This is a genomic window from Nonomuraea montanisoli (genome assembly GCF_013363975.1).
Classification (GTDB): domain Bacteria; phylum Actinomycetota; class Actinomycetes; order Streptosporangiales; family Streptosporangiaceae; genus Nonomuraea; species Nonomuraea montanisoli.
On record NZ_JABWGN010000012.1, the window covers coordinates 257,641 to 272,780 of the forward strand.

General features: G+C 74.9%; 15 protein-coding genes. 8 read left to right on the plus strand and 7 right to left on the minus strand.

Going from position 1 to position 15,140, the window contains the following annotated elements:
- Positions 1-99: 99 nt before the first annotated feature.
- Positions 100-879 (minus strand): helix-turn-helix domain-containing protein, encoded by a 780-nt coding sequence (locus HTZ77_RS30920; protein ID WP_175593227.1) that lies wholly within the window; start codon positions 877-879, stop codon positions 100-102.
- Positions 880-966: 87 nt separating this feature from the next.
- Between HTZ77_RS30920 and HTZ77_RS30925 the strand changes: the two genes are divergently transcribed.
- The 5 genes from HTZ77_RS30925 to HTZ77_RS30945 all read left to right on the plus strand — a co-directional run bounded on the left by HTZ77_RS30925 (position 967) and on the right by HTZ77_RS30945 (position 4,527).
- Entirely contained in the window at positions 967-1,371 is a 405-nt protein-coding gene (locus HTZ77_RS30925) for a nuclear transport factor 2 family protein (RefSeq protein ID WP_328808860.1), read from the plus strand.
- A gap of 111 nt (positions 1,372-1,482) precedes the next feature.
- Entirely contained in the window at positions 1,483-1,998 is a 516-nt protein-coding gene (locus tag HTZ77_RS30930) for a TolB-like translocation protein (RefSeq protein ID WP_175593229.1), read from the plus strand.
- The gene (locus HTZ77_RS30935; RefSeq protein ID WP_175593230.1) at positions 1,971-2,609 is read left to right on the plus strand and encodes a hypothetical protein; all 639 of its coding nucleotides are present in this window, start codon (positions 1,971-1,973) and stop codon (positions 2,607-2,609) included. Before HTZ77_RS30930 ends, HTZ77_RS30935 begins: the two co-directional genes overlap by 28 nt.
- Before the next feature lie 108 nt (positions 2,610-2,717).
- Positions 2,718-3,659, plus strand: a complete 942-nt coding sequence (gene sigJ, locus HTZ77_RS30940; RefSeq protein ID WP_175593231.1) for an RNA polymerase sigma factor SigJ — start codon at positions 2,718-2,720, stop codon at positions 3,657-3,659.
- 7 nt (positions 3,660-3,666) lie between these two features.
- Complete coding sequence (locus HTZ77_RS30945) at positions 3,667-4,527, plus strand: FAD-dependent oxidoreductase (RefSeq protein WP_328808861.1); 861 nt, start codon at positions 3,667-3,669, stop codon at positions 4,525-4,527.
- 16 nt (positions 4,528-4,543) lie between these two features.
- On the opposite strand, the gene HTZ77_RS30950 is transcribed toward HTZ77_RS30945, so the two are convergent.
- Genes HTZ77_RS30950 through HTZ77_RS30960 form a run of 3 tightly spaced genes read right to left on the minus strand, consistent with a single transcriptional unit; the run spans position 4,544 to position 7,602 of the window.
- On the minus strand, positions 4,544-5,806 hold the full coding sequence (locus tag HTZ77_RS30950; RefSeq protein WP_175593232.1) for an alpha/beta hydrolase family protein: 1,263 nt from the start codon (positions 5,804-5,806) through the stop codon (positions 4,544-4,546).
- Between the two features lie 42 nt (positions 5,807-5,848).
- Positions 5,849-6,646: an ABC transporter permease gene (locus tag HTZ77_RS30955; RefSeq protein WP_175593233.1), complete on the minus strand. Its 798-nt coding sequence runs from the start codon at positions 6,644-6,646 to the stop codon at positions 5,849-5,851.
- Positions 6,643-7,602: an ATP-binding cassette domain-containing protein gene (locus HTZ77_RS30960; RefSeq protein WP_175593234.1), complete on the minus strand. Its 960-nt coding sequence runs from the start codon at positions 7,600-7,602 to the stop codon at positions 6,643-6,645. Before HTZ77_RS30960 ends, HTZ77_RS30955 begins: the two co-directional genes overlap by 4 nt.
- 184 nt (positions 7,603-7,786) lie before the next feature.
- Here HTZ77_RS30960 and HTZ77_RS30965 point away from each other — a divergent pair, with 184 nt between their 5' ends.
- Entirely contained in the window at positions 7,787-9,127 is a 1,341-nt protein-coding gene (locus HTZ77_RS30965) for a sensor histidine kinase (protein ID WP_328808862.1), read from the plus strand.
- Here the strand turns inward: HTZ77_RS30965 and HTZ77_RS30970 are convergent.
- Entirely contained in the window at positions 9,058-9,840 is a 783-nt protein-coding gene (locus HTZ77_RS30970; protein WP_175593236.1) for an alpha/beta fold hydrolase, read from the minus strand. The genes HTZ77_RS30965 and HTZ77_RS30970 overlap by 70 nt on opposite strands.
- Positions 9,841-9,853: 13 nt before the next feature.
- Entirely contained in the window at positions 9,854-10,417 is a 564-nt protein-coding gene (locus HTZ77_RS30975) for a permease (RefSeq protein ID WP_175593237.1), read from the minus strand.
- Between the two features lie 265 nt (positions 10,418-10,682).
- On the opposite strand from HTZ77_RS30975, the gene HTZ77_RS30980 reads away from it, so the two are divergent.
- Complete coding sequence (locus HTZ77_RS30980; protein ID WP_235995423.1) at positions 10,683-13,385, plus strand: AAA family ATPase; 2,703 nt, start codon at positions 10,683-10,685, stop codon at positions 13,383-13,385.
- A gap of 211 nt (positions 13,386-13,596) precedes the next feature.
- Positions 13,597-14,313: a dienelactone hydrolase family protein gene (locus tag HTZ77_RS30985; protein ID WP_175593238.1), complete on the plus strand. Its 717-nt coding sequence runs from the start codon at positions 13,597-13,599 to the stop codon at positions 14,311-14,313.
- 76 nt (positions 14,314-14,389) lie between these two features.
- Here the strand turns inward: HTZ77_RS30985 and HTZ77_RS30990 are convergent, their stop codons facing one another.
- Positions 14,390-15,118, minus strand: a complete 729-nt coding sequence (locus HTZ77_RS30990) for an SDR family NAD(P)-dependent oxidoreductase (protein ID WP_175593239.1) — start codon at positions 15,116-15,118, stop codon at positions 14,390-14,392.
- Positions 15,119-15,140 lie beyond the last annotated feature (22 nt).

A 15,140-nucleotide genomic window follows, 5' to 3' on the forward strand; every position in this document is an offset into this window, starting at 1 on the left:
CGTGCCGCTCGATCGCTTCGACCGCCGCGCGGTGGTTCGGCGGCCACGCCTACTTGGTGGTGCCGACTACCGGTACACAGTAACGCCGAGTACCGGTATCTAGCAACACTGAATAGTCGCGGAGGTGGTGAAGAAGGCGGCGGTCTCGGCGTCCGTCGGGTAGTACGACTCGATCGCGACCTCGTCCAGGGTGATGTCCATCGGCGTGCCGAACGTGGTGGTGGTCGAGAACAGCCGCAGCTCCCGCCCCCCGAAGTTGAAGATCATCGGGATCGCGACCTCGGACGCGACCGGGTGGCTCACCTCGTCCGGGCCGGATGCCAGCAGTTCCTCGTAGAGGGTGGTGAGCTCGGGGTCGGGTGCCGCGGCGAGCTGACGCGTGATCCGGGTACGGAGCAGCGAGCGCACCTCGGCCAGGTTGACGATGTGCGAGGCGAGCCCGCGCGGGTCCAGCCCCAGCCGCACCATGTTGATCGGCGGCCGGAGCAGGTCGGGGGCGACGTGCGCGAGGAACGGGTCAAGGGCGCGGTTGGTCATCACGATGTTCCACCGGCGGTCGATGACCAGCGCCGGGTACGGCTCGTGCGCGCGCAGCACCCGTGCGACCGCGTCCCAGGCCGCCGACAGCGCCTCCCCGTCGAGCGGCCGCTCGGCATAGCGGGGCGCGAAGCCGGCGGCGAGCAGCAGCCGGTTGCGCTCACGCAACGGCACGTCGAGCTGGGCGGCGAGCCGCAGGATCATGTCGGCGCTCGGGTTGGACTTTCCGGTCTCCACCAGGCTGACATGACGGGCCGAGACGTCGGCGGCGATCGCCAGGTCGAGCTGGCTGAGTCCGCGACGCCGCCGCCACTGCCGCAGCATCTCCCCGACCGTGCGCATGGCCGCCGATGCTACTCCTCAGCCGGCGGAACGCCATGACATGCGATGTCATCGACAGCCGTCGCGACGACGGCGACACTGCTGCCCGTGACCGCACAGAGCACGACCCCAGACAACAAGACCATCGTCCAGCGGGCGCTGACGGCCCTGGTCGCGACGGGCGACGTCGACGCGCTCGCGCTGCTGCTGAGCGACGGCTTCCTCCACCACCGGCCGGACGCGACCTCCTCGACCAAGGCGGAATGGCTCGCCGCCGTCCGCGCCGCGCTCGTCCCGCTCGCCGGCATGCAGGTCGAGATCCGGCACGTGCTGGCCGACGGCGACCACGTCGTGATGCACTCGCTGCGCCGGCTCCCCGGCGGCGGGCCGGAGATCGCGGTCGTCGACATCTGGCGGCTCGACGACGGCCTGATCGCCGAGGCGTGGGAGATCATCGAGCCGACGGCCGAGGCGGCCGCCCATCTGGTGTGGTGGGAACCGGCTGATCACTGACCCGCTGGAACCGCACGGCCGGGCGGCGCGTCTTTCGACCATGGACTCGGAACCATGGCGCCCGCTCCCCGAAGCGCCCTCGCGGGCCGGGCGTCGCGCAGGGACGCCGGCATGAGGCGTCTCGGCGCCTGGCTGGCGACGATCTGTCTCGGCGGCTCCTTCCTCGTGCTCGGCGTACGGACCGGGCCCGAGGAGGATCCGGATCCGCGGCCGACGGTGCAGCCGGCGGCGCGGCTGCCCGGGTTGCCGGCCACGAGGGCGCCGCGCCTCGACTACGCGGTCTTGTACGACCCCGACGTCGTACGGGAACCCGCGGCCGCGCATCATCCCTGGCGGGTCGGGAGCGGCTCCGGCGAGGAGTGGCGGTTCGAGGACGCACTGGGCTTCGTGCCCGAGGACGGCGGCCAGGCGGTCTCGCCCCTCGCCATCAGCGATGACGGGCGGCGCCTGGCGTATCTCCGGCGTTCCGACCGCGCCCTGGTGGTCAGGGATCTCGCCGGCGGAACGGCCGAGCGGATCTCCACCTCGGTCTACCGGCCCGGTGACGAATCGTGGAACGTCGAGCTCGGCTTCCAGGGCGATGGCGAGCTGCTGTTCGTGTGGAGCGCCGGCGCGGGGGCGAGCTGATCGATCTGTCGTCGAAGGCGCGTCTCCGCCTCGGCGTCGCTCAGAACGACGACCTGCTGGAGGCGCGTGCGGATGGCGGCCGGATCACCGTCCTCAGCCGCGAGGAACTCCTGGTTCGTGAGAACTGGAAGGCTCCGTTCACGGTGGTCCATCGCGACGGCGACACCGAGGACGGCACGCGCCCCGTGGTGCTGGGCGACGAGGCGGTGAGCGTCGTCCGGCTGGGAGACGTGGGAGACCTGCGCTACCGGCTGAAGCGCGTGGATCTCCGGCACCCCGGACACCGGGTCGCGCTCGCCGATCTCGCGCTGCCCTACGACCTGGAGACCGTCCAGGCCGTCCGCCCTCTGGGGCGCGACAGCGTGCTCCTCCGCGCCGAGCGGAGCCGGACCTGGCCCGACCACGGTTACCCGCCCGGACCGTGCGACTGGGAGGAGTTCTACGTCGTCGACCTGAGGACCGGGGCCGCCACGTGGGCCGACTACCGGGCGGCCGAGATCTGGGGAACGGAAGGCAAGCACATCAAGCGGCAGGCCCACGCACGCGACTTCGTCCCCAGGCCGATCGCGGAACGCCCCGTACCGGCCCAGGACCGCGGGCGCTGCCTCTGATCCGGCGTCGGCGCCCGCCGTGGTCACACCCCAGGCCGCCGCCGGCCCCGCGGCGCCGGACCTTCGTCCCGCGAGGGGCCACCAGATCGACTCCACTAGGATCGGGCCATGGTTCTGACCGCGGACGACGTCACCTGGTTCGAGGCGTCCAGGCCGCGCATGGAGGCCATCGCCTACCGCCTCCTCGGCTCCGCGGGCGAGGCCGAGGACGCCGTGCAGGAGACGTTCCTGCGCTGGCAGGCCGCCGACGTCGGCCGCATCGAGGTCCCCGAGGCCTGGCTGACGAAGGTCCTCACCAACCTGTGCCTCAACCAGCTCACCTCCGCGCGGGCGCGCCGCGAGACCTACGTGGGGCGCTGGCTGCCCGAGCCGCTGCTCGCCGGTGACCCGATGCTCGGCCCGGCCGAGACCGCCGAGCAGCGCGAATCGCTCTCGTACGCGGTCCTCACCCTCATGGAACGCCTCTCCCCCATCGAACGGGCCGTGTACGTGCTGCGGGAGGCGTTCGACTACCCGCACCGGGAGATCGCCGAGATCCTCGACATCACCGAGGCCGCCAGTCAGCAGATCTTCCACCGCGCCAGGAAGCACGTCGCCGACGGCAGGGCCCGCGCCGAGATCGACGAGGCCGCCACCCGGCGCGTCGTCGAGGAGTTCCTGGTGGCCGCCGCCAGCGGCCGGACCGAGCCGCTCGTCCGCCTGCTCATCGGCGACGCCATCGCCGTCGCCGACGGCGGCGGGAAGATCCCGGCCCGGGTCAAGGCGTTCGAGGGCGCCTCCGCGGTCGCGACGTTCCTGCGCGGCATGTTCAGACCCAGCGAGGCCAAGCGCGCCATGGTCGGCGGCGCGCCCGCCATCTACGCCTGGACCGCCAACGGCGGCCCCGCCGTGGTGGCCGTCGTGGACGGCCGGGTCGTCGGCGTCATGTGCCTGGAGGTCGCCGCCGAAGGCATCGCCGCGTTCCGCAGCCAGGTCAACCCCGACAAGCTCGCCCGTGCCACCGCCCGATGGGCGGCCACCGACCACGGAGAGCCCCTGGTCTCCTGGTGACCCTTGCGTGAGGCGCTTCACACCGCTGTGTGCCGGCCGCCCCGGCGCGCTGCGGCTGCGCGAGCGCCTGGCCAGCCTCGACGCCGGGCGGAGCGTGGTGGTGGTCGGCGGCGGCCTCACCGGCCTGGAGGCCGCCACCGAGATCGCCGAGGCCCGCCCGGACCTCCACGTCGCGCTCGCCACCCACGGCGCCCTCGGCGACGGGTTCTCGCCCAAGGGCCGCGCGCACTTGCGGACGGTCCTCGGCAGGCTCGGGATCACCGTGCACGAGCACGCCGCCGTCACCGGCGTCGAGGCCGGCCGCGTCGTCACCGCCGGCGGCGCCATCCCGGCCGAGGTCACCGTGTGGACGGCCGGCTTCGCGGTCCGTCCGATCGCGCGGGCGAGCGCCCTGGAGGTCACCGGCACCGGCCGGATCGTCGTCGACGCGACCATGCGCTCGCTCTCGCACCCGGACGTGTACGCCATCGGCGACGCGGCCCTGGCGATGGGCCCCGGCGACAAGCCGCTGCGCATGTCGTGCGCCTCGGGCATCCCGACCGCCTGGCAGGCCGCCGACGCGATCACGGCGCGCCTGACCGGCGGGAAGCTGCCGAACGCGCCGCTGCGCTACTTCAACCAGTGCGTCTCGCTGGGCCGGAAGGAGGGCCTGATCCAGTACGTCACCGCCGACGACCGCGCCGTGCCGGCCGTCCTGACCGGCCGGCTCGCCGCCGTCTACAAGGAGCTCATCTGCAAGGGCGCCGCCTGGAGCGTCGCCAACCCGACGTTCGCGCTGCCGGGCCGGCGCCGCCGCGTCACGCGGGAGCCGGCCGCGGCGGGCTCGGCCGTCAGGACGCCGGCGCGGAGCACGCCGTCCGCGCGGTGACGGCCGCCCCGGCGGGCTACGGGTTGTGGAAGGCGACCTCGGGGTTGGCCGGGGACGGCCCGTCGAGCAGCGGCTGCTTCCTGCCCTTCAGGTGCAGGTCGAAGAACGCGCCGACGTAGGCGCGGGTGAGCTCCAGGGAGCGCAGCGGCGGCAGGGCGTCAGGCCCCGGCCTGCCGACCGCGTGGTGCAGGATGGTCAGGTCCGTGAAGCTGGCGTGGTCGGTACGGTCCACGGTGAGCCAGCGCTTCCAGCCGCGCATCTCGCGCCAGCCGTCGTCCCAGGTGTCGTCCTTGCCGGGGACATGGTCGGCCTTGCTGCCGAGCAGCAGGAACGGCCGGTCGAGGGCGACGACGGGGTGGAAGGTGCCGTCCAGGTCCACCCCCGCCCGTACGCGCCTGTCGACGACCATGGTGGCCGCGGCGGCGTCGCCGCCGAGGGAGTGGCCCGCCATGCCGATCCGCCGGGGAGCGATCATGCGGGCGTTCCTCCAGGCGGGGTGCCGGCCGGTCAGCTCGTCGAGGACGAAGGCGATGTCCTTGGCGCGGTTCCTGGTGATGGTCGCCTGCCCGCCTTCCGGGGGCTTGGGCTGGTCGCACAGCGGGGCGCAGGTGATGGTCCGGCCGTCGGGCAGGGTGGTGCCGGAGGACTCGTAGGCGTGGTCGACCAGGGCGACGACGTAGCCGCGGCTGGCCAGGTCCTCGGCCAGGAAGGTGAGGCTGGCGCGCGGGAGGCCGAGCCCGGGAGACAGGACGACCAGGGGATGCCGGCCGCGCTCGGGCGCCGCGCCGGTGGCGGCGTAGGTGCGGGTGGCGCTGAGGATCTCGGGCGGAAGCTTGACGCCGGGGGCTTTGCGCCGCAGCAGCGAGGCGGCCTCCGCGGTGGTCATGTAGGGGGCGGGGGCGCCGGTGGCGGATCGGGCGGGGTAGTACATCGACACCATGAGCCGGCGCGGGCCCGAGGCGGGCACCCAGGGGTCGGTGCGGCCGCGGTCGACCAGGTACAGGATGTCGCGTCCGACCGGGTGAGGGCCGGTCGGACGGGGAAGCTCCAGCCGGACGTCTGCGGCCCGAGCGGTGGAGGGGGTCGGTTGCGCGGTCGCGGCGGCAGGGGCTCCCCAGCCGGACGCGGCAGCGGCAGGGGTGGTCCGGCCGGATGTGGCGGCGGCCGTGGGCCCGCCGGACGCGGCGGTGGCCGCCGTGGCCCAGGCCGGCGCGCTCAGGGTCAGGCAGGCCGTCAGAGGTACGGCCAGCAGGCGCGCTCGGGTCGACGGTGCTGTCATGTGATTTCTCCTGTTCGGAAGGGTCATGAGCGTTCGGGGCGGTCATACGTCGCGGCGACGTACGACGATCAAGGTCACGACAGCGGCGGCCAGGGGCCACAGCGCGAAGGCGGCCCACGAGCCGGCCACCGTCGGCAGGGCGGGGTTGTCGCGCAGCTCGGACAGTCCCAGGCAGGTGCGCCAGACGTAGAGGGGCACCAGGGCGTACAGGTCGTTGAGCCACTGGTGGACGGTGGGCTGGAAGAAGCTGGGCACGATGACCAGCGCGGCGCAGACGGTGACGACGGCGGCGGCGGTGTGCCGCAGCAGCGCGCCGATCCCCATGCCGGTCAGCGCGGCCACCGGCGCCAGCAGGGCGTTGGCGGCCAGGACGCGCAGCACGCCGGGGTCGCCCGGCGAGACGGCGACGCCGCGGCCGGACAGGACGGCCTGGCTGACGGCGAACGTGCCCGCCGAGATGATCGCGCCGGCCGCGAGCGTGACCACGGCCACGACGGTGAGCTTGGCGGCCACGACGCGGTGGCGAGCCGGTACGGCGACCAGGGTGAAGCGCATGAGGCCGGTGGCGTACTCGCCGACGATCGTCAGGGCGCCCAGGCTGCCGGCGCCGATCATGAGCAGGGAGGCGGACACCCCGCTGAACGCCTCGTCCAAGGGGTTGAACATGGCCTTCTCCATCGCGGTGAAGCCGGGCCAGCTCTGGTAGGTGTCCAGGCTGCTCTGGGCGGCGAACGCGACTATGGCGAGCGTGCCCGCACCGATGAGCCAGGCGGTGGAGCGCAGGGACCAGAGTTTGATCCACTCGGCGGCCAGCAGGTCGCGGAACCGGCCGGCGCTCATCGCGCACCACCGGCCAGGGCCTCGGCCCGGCGGTCCGGCCGAACACCGGTCCGTACGTCGGCCTGGTGGTCGGCGCGGTCGGCGGTCAGCTCCATGAACGCCTCCTCCAGCGAGGCGGCCCGCGGAGCCAGTGCGTGCAGCATGATGCGGCGCTGATGGGCCAGCTCGCCGATGCGGGAGGCGTCCACCCCGGTCACCGTCAGCGCGTCGCCGCCGTCCGTGCGCACGGTCGCCCCCTCCAGGGCGAGGACCGCCGCCAGCTCGGCAGGGTCGGGAGTGCGCACCGTGACGGACGCGCCGGCGCCGCGGGCGGCGAACGCGGCCAGGCTCTCCTCGGCGATCAGCTCGCCGCGGCCGATGACGACCAGGCGGTCGGCGGTGTTCTCCATCTCGCTCATCAGGTGGCTGGAGACCAGCACGGTGCGTCCCTCGGCGGCCAGGCGCCGGAACAGGCCGCGTACCCAGCGCACGCCCTCGGGGTCCAGGCCGTTGATCGGCTCGTCGAACATCAGCACGGGCGGGTCGCCCAGCAGGGCGGCGGCGATGCCGAGCCGCTGGCGCATGCCGAGGGAGAAGCCGCCGATCCGGCGTCGCGCCACCGCGGCCAGGCCCACCTCCTCCAGCACCTCGCTCACCCGGCGGCGGGGCAGCCCGTTGCCGGCCGCCAGCGCGCGCAGGTGGGCGGCGGCGCTGCGGCCGCCGTGGACGTCGGCCGCGTCCAGCAGCGCGCCGACGTGACGCAGCCCGGCCCGGTGGCGGGCGAACGGGCGGCCGTCGATGGTGGCGGCGCCCGCGGTGGGGCGGTTGAGGCCGAGGATCATGCGCAGGGTGGTGCTCTTGCCGGCGCCGTTCGGGCCGAGGAACCCGGTGACGTGCCCCGGCCGTACGGTGAAGGTGAGGTCGTGCACCGCCGTCACCGCGCCGTAGCGCTTGGTCAGTCCGTTGACTTCGATCACGCGGCCAACGTTGTCGCAGCTCGCGGGTGCGCCGCATCGGGCCGCGGGCCGGTTTCCACGGCGCGGGGGTGGCCTGCGGGCATAGGCCCGCGGGCCGATGCCGGGACGCGAGCGGGTCACTACGATCGACCGGGTGCGCGACAGAACGCCCAGGCCACCCCTTTGGTCACGGTTGCCCCGTGGCGTGCGGACGCTGCTCGCCTGGTGCGGCGTGGCGGCCTTGGTGCCGCCGCTGTACGCCGTGACGCTGACCGACGGCGAGAACCTGCTCCCGGTGGGCGCCTCCCATGCGGCGTTCGCTGCGGCCATGGCCGTTCCCCTGGCCTGGGCGCGGCGGCGGCCGGGTGTGGTGCTCGCGGTGGTGCTGAGCGGGGCCGTCGCGGCGATGGTCCTGGGAGCGCCGGCCCAGCGGTTCTGGCCGCTCTTCCCCGCGGCCGACGTCCTGGTCTGCCTGCTCGCCGCCGCCCGGTCGCGCCGCGCGGGTCTGGCGGCGGCGGCCGTCGCGCTGCTCGTGCAGGAGACGGCCTACCAGGTGGATCTGGCGCGTCACGGCCTGCGCGCGGGGGCGCCGGGGTTCGCCGGGCTTGCGGGCCTGCTGGGGCTCGGCGTCGCGGTGGCGTGGCTGGCCGGGACGTTCGTCCGGCAGCGGCGCGCGTACGAGCTGGCGCTGCGCGCGCACGCCGAGGCCCGGACGGTCACCGAGGAGCGGCTGCGCATAGCGCGTGAGCTGCACGACATGGTCGCGCACAGCATCGGCGTCATCGCCATCCAGGCCGGCGCGGGCGCCCGGGTGATCGACGACAGTCCGGAGCGGGCGCGCGAGGCGCTGGAGGCGATCGAGGCCACCGGCAGGCAGACGTTGAAGGGGCTGCGGCACCTGCTCGGCGTGCTCCGCGCGCCCGAGGACGGGCATCCGGGCGCGCCCGGGAGCAGGCATCCGGGCGTGCCCGGGCGCGACCATCCCGGCCCGTCCGAGGGCGGGCGTCCCGGCCCGTCCGAGGGCGGACGTCGCGGCGGAGCGGCGTTCCCGGCCGGGCTGGACGATCTGGACCGGCTGGTCCGGACGACCACGGCCGCCGGTCTGCGGGTGGACGTGCGCCGGCGCGGTGAGCCCCGCCCTCTGCCCGCCGCCGTCGACCGGTCCGCCTTCCGCATCATCCAGGAGTCGGTGACGAACGTGCTGCGCCACGCGGGCGCCGACCACTGCCGGGTCGTGATCGACCACGGGGAGGAGGACCTGCGCATCGAGGTCGTCGACGACGGGCCCGCCACCGCCCGATCCGCCGCTCGGCCCGCCGTCGTCCGCGAGGGCGGCGGCGGGCACGGCATCACCGGCATGCGGGAACGGGTCGCCCTGCTGGACGGCGACTTCGACGCGGGCCCCCGGCCCGGCGGCGGCTTCCGCGTCACCGCACGCCTGCCGCTCGCCGACGAGCCGGATCCCAGGTCCCGGGGTCAGAAGACGTTCTTCAGGAACGGCAGCAGCGCCGCGGCCGTGCGCTCGGGGAACTCCGACATCGGGTAGTGGCCCGCGTCGTCGATCACGACGGCCTGCCCGCGCAGCAGCGACGCCTGGGTCCGCGCCTCCGCCGCCGGGTCGGGGAAGTCGGGGTCCTTGGCCCCCATGAGGACCAGGACCGGGCAGCGGACCTGGGCGGCGGCCCGCCCGGCGTCGGGTTCGCGGTTGAGGAGCATGGCGCGCATCGCCTCGCGCCGTCCGCGCTGGCGCAGCATGGCCACCAGCCTGGCGCGGTGTTCGCCCAGGTCGGCGGGCTTGGCGGTGCGGTGCGCCATGGCGTAGGAGAGGCTCCACAGGCGCGGGGACGCGGCGACCAGCCGGAGCAGCGCGCGGACGGCGACGTTGAGCGGGACGGCTCTGACGAAACCGTCGATCACCACGATGCCGGCCACCCGCTCGGGCGCCTCGGCGGCGGCGTGGACGATCCCGCCCCCGGCGTAGGAGTTGCCGAGCAGCACGGCGCCGGGCGCGTCCAGCTCCTCCAGCAGGGCCACGAGGTCGCCGCCCACCGCGGCCTGGGAGTAGTCGTCCCACCCCGCCGACGACTCCCCGTGGCCGCGCAGGTCCGTCGTCACCACCCGGTAACCGGCCTCCACCAGCAGGGGGCGCAGCGACCGGTAGGCCCCGCGGATGTCGCCCAGGCCGGGTACGCACACGACGAGCGGCCCTTCGCCGGCGCAGTCGTAGGCCAGACGGCCGCCCGGCACGTCAACGAACATCTCGGCGCGCCTCCTAGGTGAGGACGTCGACGGCCAGGCCCAGCACGAGCAGCAGCGCCATGACGCCGCCGGAGAGCGTCGCGCGCCAGGTGATCGGGGCGCGCCGCCGTACCGAGCGGAAGTACAGGACGGCTCCGGCCACCAGCAGGACCCCCTCGACGGCGGCCGTGGCCCACGGGGCCCGCCACAGCCCGAGGCCGAGCAGCGGCAGGTCACCGGCGTTGCCGGGCAGCAGCGGCAGGTCGGCGCGGTGGACGAGCAGGTCGAGCAGCCAGTGGCTGAACGTCGTCGCGCCCAGCACCCACCCGGCCCTGCGGCCCCACCGCCAGGCGCCGAGAGCGCCGTACAGGGCCGACAGCAGCAGCGCGCCCAGCAGCGAGTGGGTGTAGCGCGCGTCGATCAGCGCCTCGCCGTAGGTGCCCGGGGCGACGGCCTGGAAGGACTCGATCCCGCCCGCCAGGTACAGCACCACGAAGACCACGTCGAGGAACTGCGTGGCGAGCATGAGCGACCACAGCGGGACGCGCGGCTGGGACGCCTTGACCGCGGCGGCCAGCCCGAAGTGTCCGACGAACATCTCAGCGTCCTTTCCCGGAGGCCGGCTCGGCGGCGCGGGTGGCCCACTGGTCAAGCCATCCGCACAGAACTGCGAATAACAGCAGAAAAATCAGGAAATCCACGCTTTTCTCCCCATGTCGGCGCGTCCTCGCGCGGACCGCGTCTCGTGGTACGACGCTAGGGATCGGGACCGTCCGTCCGGTATCGGACGAATGTCTGGTGCGCCCCCCGGCTGTCTGGTGCGCCCCCCGGCGGCCCGGCCAAGCCCGGGACGCTACATTCTGATGATGCTGGTGGGGCGGGAGCGGGAACAGGCGGAGATCGCGGCGCTCGTCGCGCGGGCCGCGGCCGGCCGCAGCGGCAGCCTGATCCTGCGCGGCGAGCCCGGCATCGGCAAGTCCGCGCTCCTCGAGCACGCCGCCCGCTCGGCGCGGGACGTGCGGCCGCTGCGCGGCACCGGCATCGAGACCGAGGCCGAGCTGCCGTTCGCGGCGCTCCACCTGCTGCTGCGCCCGGCCCTCGACCGGATCGGCCGGCTTCCGGCGCCGCAGGCCAGGGCGCTGGAGGGCGCCTTCGGCCTCGCCGCCGCGCCCGAGGACCGCTTCCTCATCGGCCTGGCCGCCCTGTCGCTGCTCACCGAGCTGGCCGAGGACGGCCCGCTGCTCTGCCTCATCGACGACGCCCAGTGGATGGACCGGCCGTCGGCCGAGGCGCTGCTGTTCGCGGCCCGGCGGCTGCACTCGGAGGGGATCGCGCTGCTGTTCGCGGCCCGGGAGGCCTTCCCCGCGCACGGGCTCCCGGAGCTGCGGCTCGAAGGTCTCGACCGGCAGGCCGCCGGCGATCTGCTGCGCGAGCGCACGCCCGGCCTGGGCCCCGCCGTACGCGACAGGATCCTCGCCGCGAGCGGCGGCAACCCGCTCGCCCTCATCGAGCTGCCCCGGATGTCGGATGCGTCGCAGCACACGCAGGAAGGGCTGCCGCTGCCGCGCCGGATCCAGGAGGCCTACGAGGCGCGGATCGCCGTCCTGCCTCCCGGCACCCAGACGATGCTGCTGGTCGCCGCCCTGGACGACGCCGGGGACCTCGACGTCGTCCTGCGCGCGGCCGGGACGCTGGAGCTCGACGCCGCCGCCCTGGGCCCGGCCGAGCGCGCCGGTTTCGTCTCCGCCGCCGGCGGGCGCCTGACCTTCGGCCACCCGCTGATGCGTACGGCGGCGGCGCGGCGGGCGGCCTACGACGAGCGCCTGGCCGCGCACCGCGCCCTGGCCGCGGCGCTCGACGACGAGCAGGACGCCGACCGCCGCGCCTGGCACCTGGCCGCCGCCGTGACCGGCCGCGACGAGCCGATCGCCGCCGCGCTCGAACAGGCGGCGGGCCGGGCCCGCGAACGCGCCGGCCACGCCGCCGCCGCCGCGGCCCTGGAGCGGGCGGCCCGGCTCACCCCCGGCCTGGCCGAACGCGCCCGCCGGCTGGCCCTGGCGGCCGAGGCCGCCGCCGACGCCGGCGACCTGGAGCACGCCCAGGTCCTGGCCGAGCAGGCGCGGCGGATCGGCGACGACCCGCTGACCGCCGCCCGGCTGGCGGGGCTGCGCGGCCGGATCGCGTTCGACCGCGGCGCGGTCCACGACGCCCACCGGATCCTGCTGGACGGCGCCGCCTCCATCGCGGAGCTGGACCACAAAGGCGCGGCGCTCCTCCTGCTCGACGCGGTGCGCAACGCCTGGTACCTCAGCGATCCGGCGGCCGTCGCCGAGTCCGCGGCCCGGCTGGCGGCGCTGCCGCTGACGCCGCAGGACGGGCTCGACGGGTTCGTGGGGGCGGCCCGCGCGATGGCCGACTTCCTGGCCGGCGACCTGGACCGGGCGCTGCCGCCGTTCCGCGAGCTCATCGCCGTGGCCGCGGCCATCCCCTCCGGCCTGGCCGCCCTGCGGATCAGCATCTGCTCGCTGGCCGGGATCTCGGGCGACTTCGACAACGGGCTGGCCATCGCCCACTCGGTGATCGAGGAGTGCCGCGCCGGCGGCGTCATCGGGCTGCTGCCGCTCGGCCAGGCGGTGCTGGCGATCCATCAGATGTACCTCGGGCGTTTCCGCGACGCCGTCACGACCGCGACCGAGGGCCGCCGCCTGGCCGGCGACATCGGCCAGACGCACCGCATCGCGCACTTCGAGAGCGTCATGGCCATGGTGGCCGCCGTCGAGGGCCGCGAACAGGACTGCCGTGAGCTGGCCGAGCGTACGATCGCGCACGTCAGCACCCATCCGGTGGCGACGATCGTCGGCTGGGCCGAGTGGGCGCTCGGGCTGCTGGATCTCGGGCAGGGCCGCTTCGAGCTCGCGCTGGAACGCTTCGAGGCCGCCGCCCGCGGGCCGCTGCGGCACCAGATCATGCCCTTCTACTTCGCTCCCGACCAGATCGAGGCCGCCGTACGGCTGGGCCTGCCCGACCGCGCCGCGCAGCCGCTGGCCCGCTTCGCGTCCTGGGCGACGGCGGCCGGCCATCCGTGGGCGCGGGCCGTCCTGCACCGCTGCCGCGCCCTGCTGGCCCCCGACGACGAAGCCGAAGGGCACTGGGAGCGGGCCGCGCGAGCGCACGCCGAGGCGAACCGGCCGTTCGAACGGGCCCGCACCGACCTGCTCCACGGCGAGTGGCTGCGCCGCGCCCGCCGCAAGAGCGAGTCGCGGACCCGGCTGCGCGCGGCGCTGGAGACCTTCGAACGCGCCGGCGCCAACCCGTGGGCCGAGCGGGCGCGCGCCGAGCTGCGCGCGGCGGGTGAGACGGTGACGCGCGGCGCCCCGGACCTGGCCGCCTCGCTCTCACCGCAGGAGCTGCAGGTGGTACGCCTGGCCGCCACGGGGATCACCAACCGGGAGATCGCCGCCCAGCTGTTCCTCAGCCCCAAGACCGTCAGCCACCACCTCTATCGCGCCTTCCCCAAGCTCGGCGTCACCACCCGCACCGAACTCGCCCACCTCGACCTGGGCTGACGCGCCGTCCTCCGCCGCGACGTGCCACCTCAGGCACCGCGCACCCGCGCTGGACGTGAGCGGGACCCGTTGTGATACCTTCGGCGGCGCCGTGCAACCGCATCGAACCGGAGGAGGTGAGACCGATCAACGCTGTGACAGGTCGGGGCTCCCTCCCACGCATGGCCTAGGGAGCGCCCGCGCAAGGCATCCCGAAAGGCTTGAAACGCGCATGCGCTTCACCACCCTGACGTCGACCGACGGCGTCACCGAACGATCCTTCACCCTCGGCGAGATCCCCGGCGTGCTGTGGACGCCGGACGACGCCGAACCCCGCGCCCTGGTCCTGCTCGGACACGGCGGCGGACAGCACAAGCAGGCCCCCGGCGTGGTGGCCCGTGCCGTCCGGCTGGCGGCCGAGTGCGGGTTCGCGGCGGCCGCCATCGACGCCCCCGCCCACGGCGGCCGCCCCAGGAGCGCCGAACACGACCGGATCATCACCGAGATGCGGGCCCGCATGGCCGGCGCGGGCGACCCGATCCCGCTGCTGGCCGAGCTCCACACGCTGCTGGCCGCCCAGACCGTCCCGGAATGGCGCTCGGTCCTGGACGCGCTCGGCGATCTCGGCCCGGTGGGGTACTGGGGCGTGTCGCTGGGCTGCGCTCTCGGCATCCCGCTGGTCGCCGCCGAGCCACGCATCCGCGCGGCCGTGCTGGGGCTGAGCGGGACGTCGCTGGCTTCGGCCGAGGCCGCCTCCCGGGTCACCGTACCCGTGCGGTTCCTGATGCAGTGGGACGACGAGCGGGTTCCGCGCGAGGACGCCCTCGCCCTGTTCGACGCCCTGGCCTCGGGCGAGAAGACGCTGCACGCCAACCCCGGCAAGCACGAGGACGTGCCGGCCTTCGAGGCCGACGACGCGGTGCGCTTCCTCGCCCGCCGGCTGGGCTGACCCCGTCGCCTGCCGTGCGTGACGCGCCGGCCGGGACCCGTTCCCGACCGGCGCGTCCGCCCCGCCCCCGCGGGTGTCAGCCGTCCAGCAGGCCCGCGGGGACGACGCTCTCGTGCCGATCCCGCCTGCTGTGCATGTCCCACAGGATGTCGGCCAGCTCGGCGGGGTCGGCGGCGGCCATGTCGGGCACGGGTTCGCCCTGGGCGCGGCGACGCTCGTAGTCGGCCTCGAAGGGGGTGCCGACGATGCGGGCGCCGATGTAGAGCGCGCCGACGTGGACGCCCCTGCCGGCGACCTCGGCCGCCAGCGACTGGAGGTAGTTGCGCTGCGCGGCCAGGACCGTGGGCCAGCCGCTCATGTTCGGCCGGCCCCGTACGGCGGCGGCCCCCTGGGCGCTGAGGATGGCGCCGTCTCCCCGCTCGACCATGGCGGGCAGGAACTCCCGGACCAGGGCCAGGAGCGTGTCCATCGTGATCGGCAGGCGTTCCCGGAGCAGCTCGGGGGTGAGGTCCACGGCGGGCACGAACATCGGGCCCGCGGGCACCGGGCCGTAGTAGAAGGCCGTGGGGTCGCCGACGCTCGCGCGGATCCGCTCGGCGAGCGCCGGGACGTCGCCGGTCCGGGCGAGGTCGGCGGTGACCACGTGCGCGGTGACGCCGCCGGCCGCCAGCTCCCGGGCGAGCGCGTCCAAAGGCTCCTGGCGGCGGGCGACCAGGACGACCTCGTACCCCTCCCTGCCGTATCGGCGGGCGACGGCCTGGCCGACTCCGGGACCGGTTCCGAACACTGCGATGGATTTCGTCATGCCGCCCAGCCAACCCCACCGG

Bases quoted from the DNA above. Each gene is read 5' to 3' on its own strand.
- HTZ77_RS30920 (WP_175593227.1), bottom strand. From the start codon at position 879: ATGCGCACGGTCGGGGAGATGCTGCGGCAGTGGCGGCGGCGTCGCGGA.
- HTZ77_RS30930 (WP_175593229.1), top strand. From the start codon at position 1,483: ATGAGGCGTCTCGGCGCCTGGCTGGCGACGATCTGTCTCGGCGGCTCC.
- sigJ (WP_175593231.1), top strand. From the start codon at position 2,718: ATGGTTCTGACCGCGGACGACGTCACCTGGTTCGAGGCGTCCAGGCCG.
- HTZ77_RS30950 (WP_175593232.1), bottom strand. From the start codon at position 5,806: ATGACAGCACCGTCGACCCGAGCGCGCCTGCTGGCCGTACCTCTGACG.
- HTZ77_RS30955 (WP_175593233.1), bottom strand. From the start codon at position 6,646: ATGAGCGCCGGCCGGTTCCGCGACCTGCTGGCCGCCGAGTGGATCAAA.
- HTZ77_RS30970 (WP_175593236.1), bottom strand. From the start codon at position 9,840: ATGTTCGTTGACGTGCCGGGCGGCCGTCTGGCCTACGACTGCGCCGGC.
- HTZ77_RS30975 (WP_175593237.1), bottom strand. From the start codon at position 10,417: ATGTTCGTCGGACACTTCGGGCTGGCCGCCGCGGTCAAGGCGTCCCAG.
- HTZ77_RS30980 (WP_235995423.1), top strand. From the start codon at position 10,683: ATGATGCTGGTGGGGCGGGAGCGGGAACAGGCGGAGATCGCGGCGCTC.
- HTZ77_RS30985 (WP_175593238.1), top strand. From the start codon at position 13,597: ATGCGCTTCACCACCCTGACGTCGACCGACGGCGTCACCGAACGATCC.
- HTZ77_RS30990 (WP_175593239.1), bottom strand. From the start codon at position 15,118: ATGACGAAATCCATCGCAGTGTTCGGAACCGGTCCCGGAGTCGGCCAG.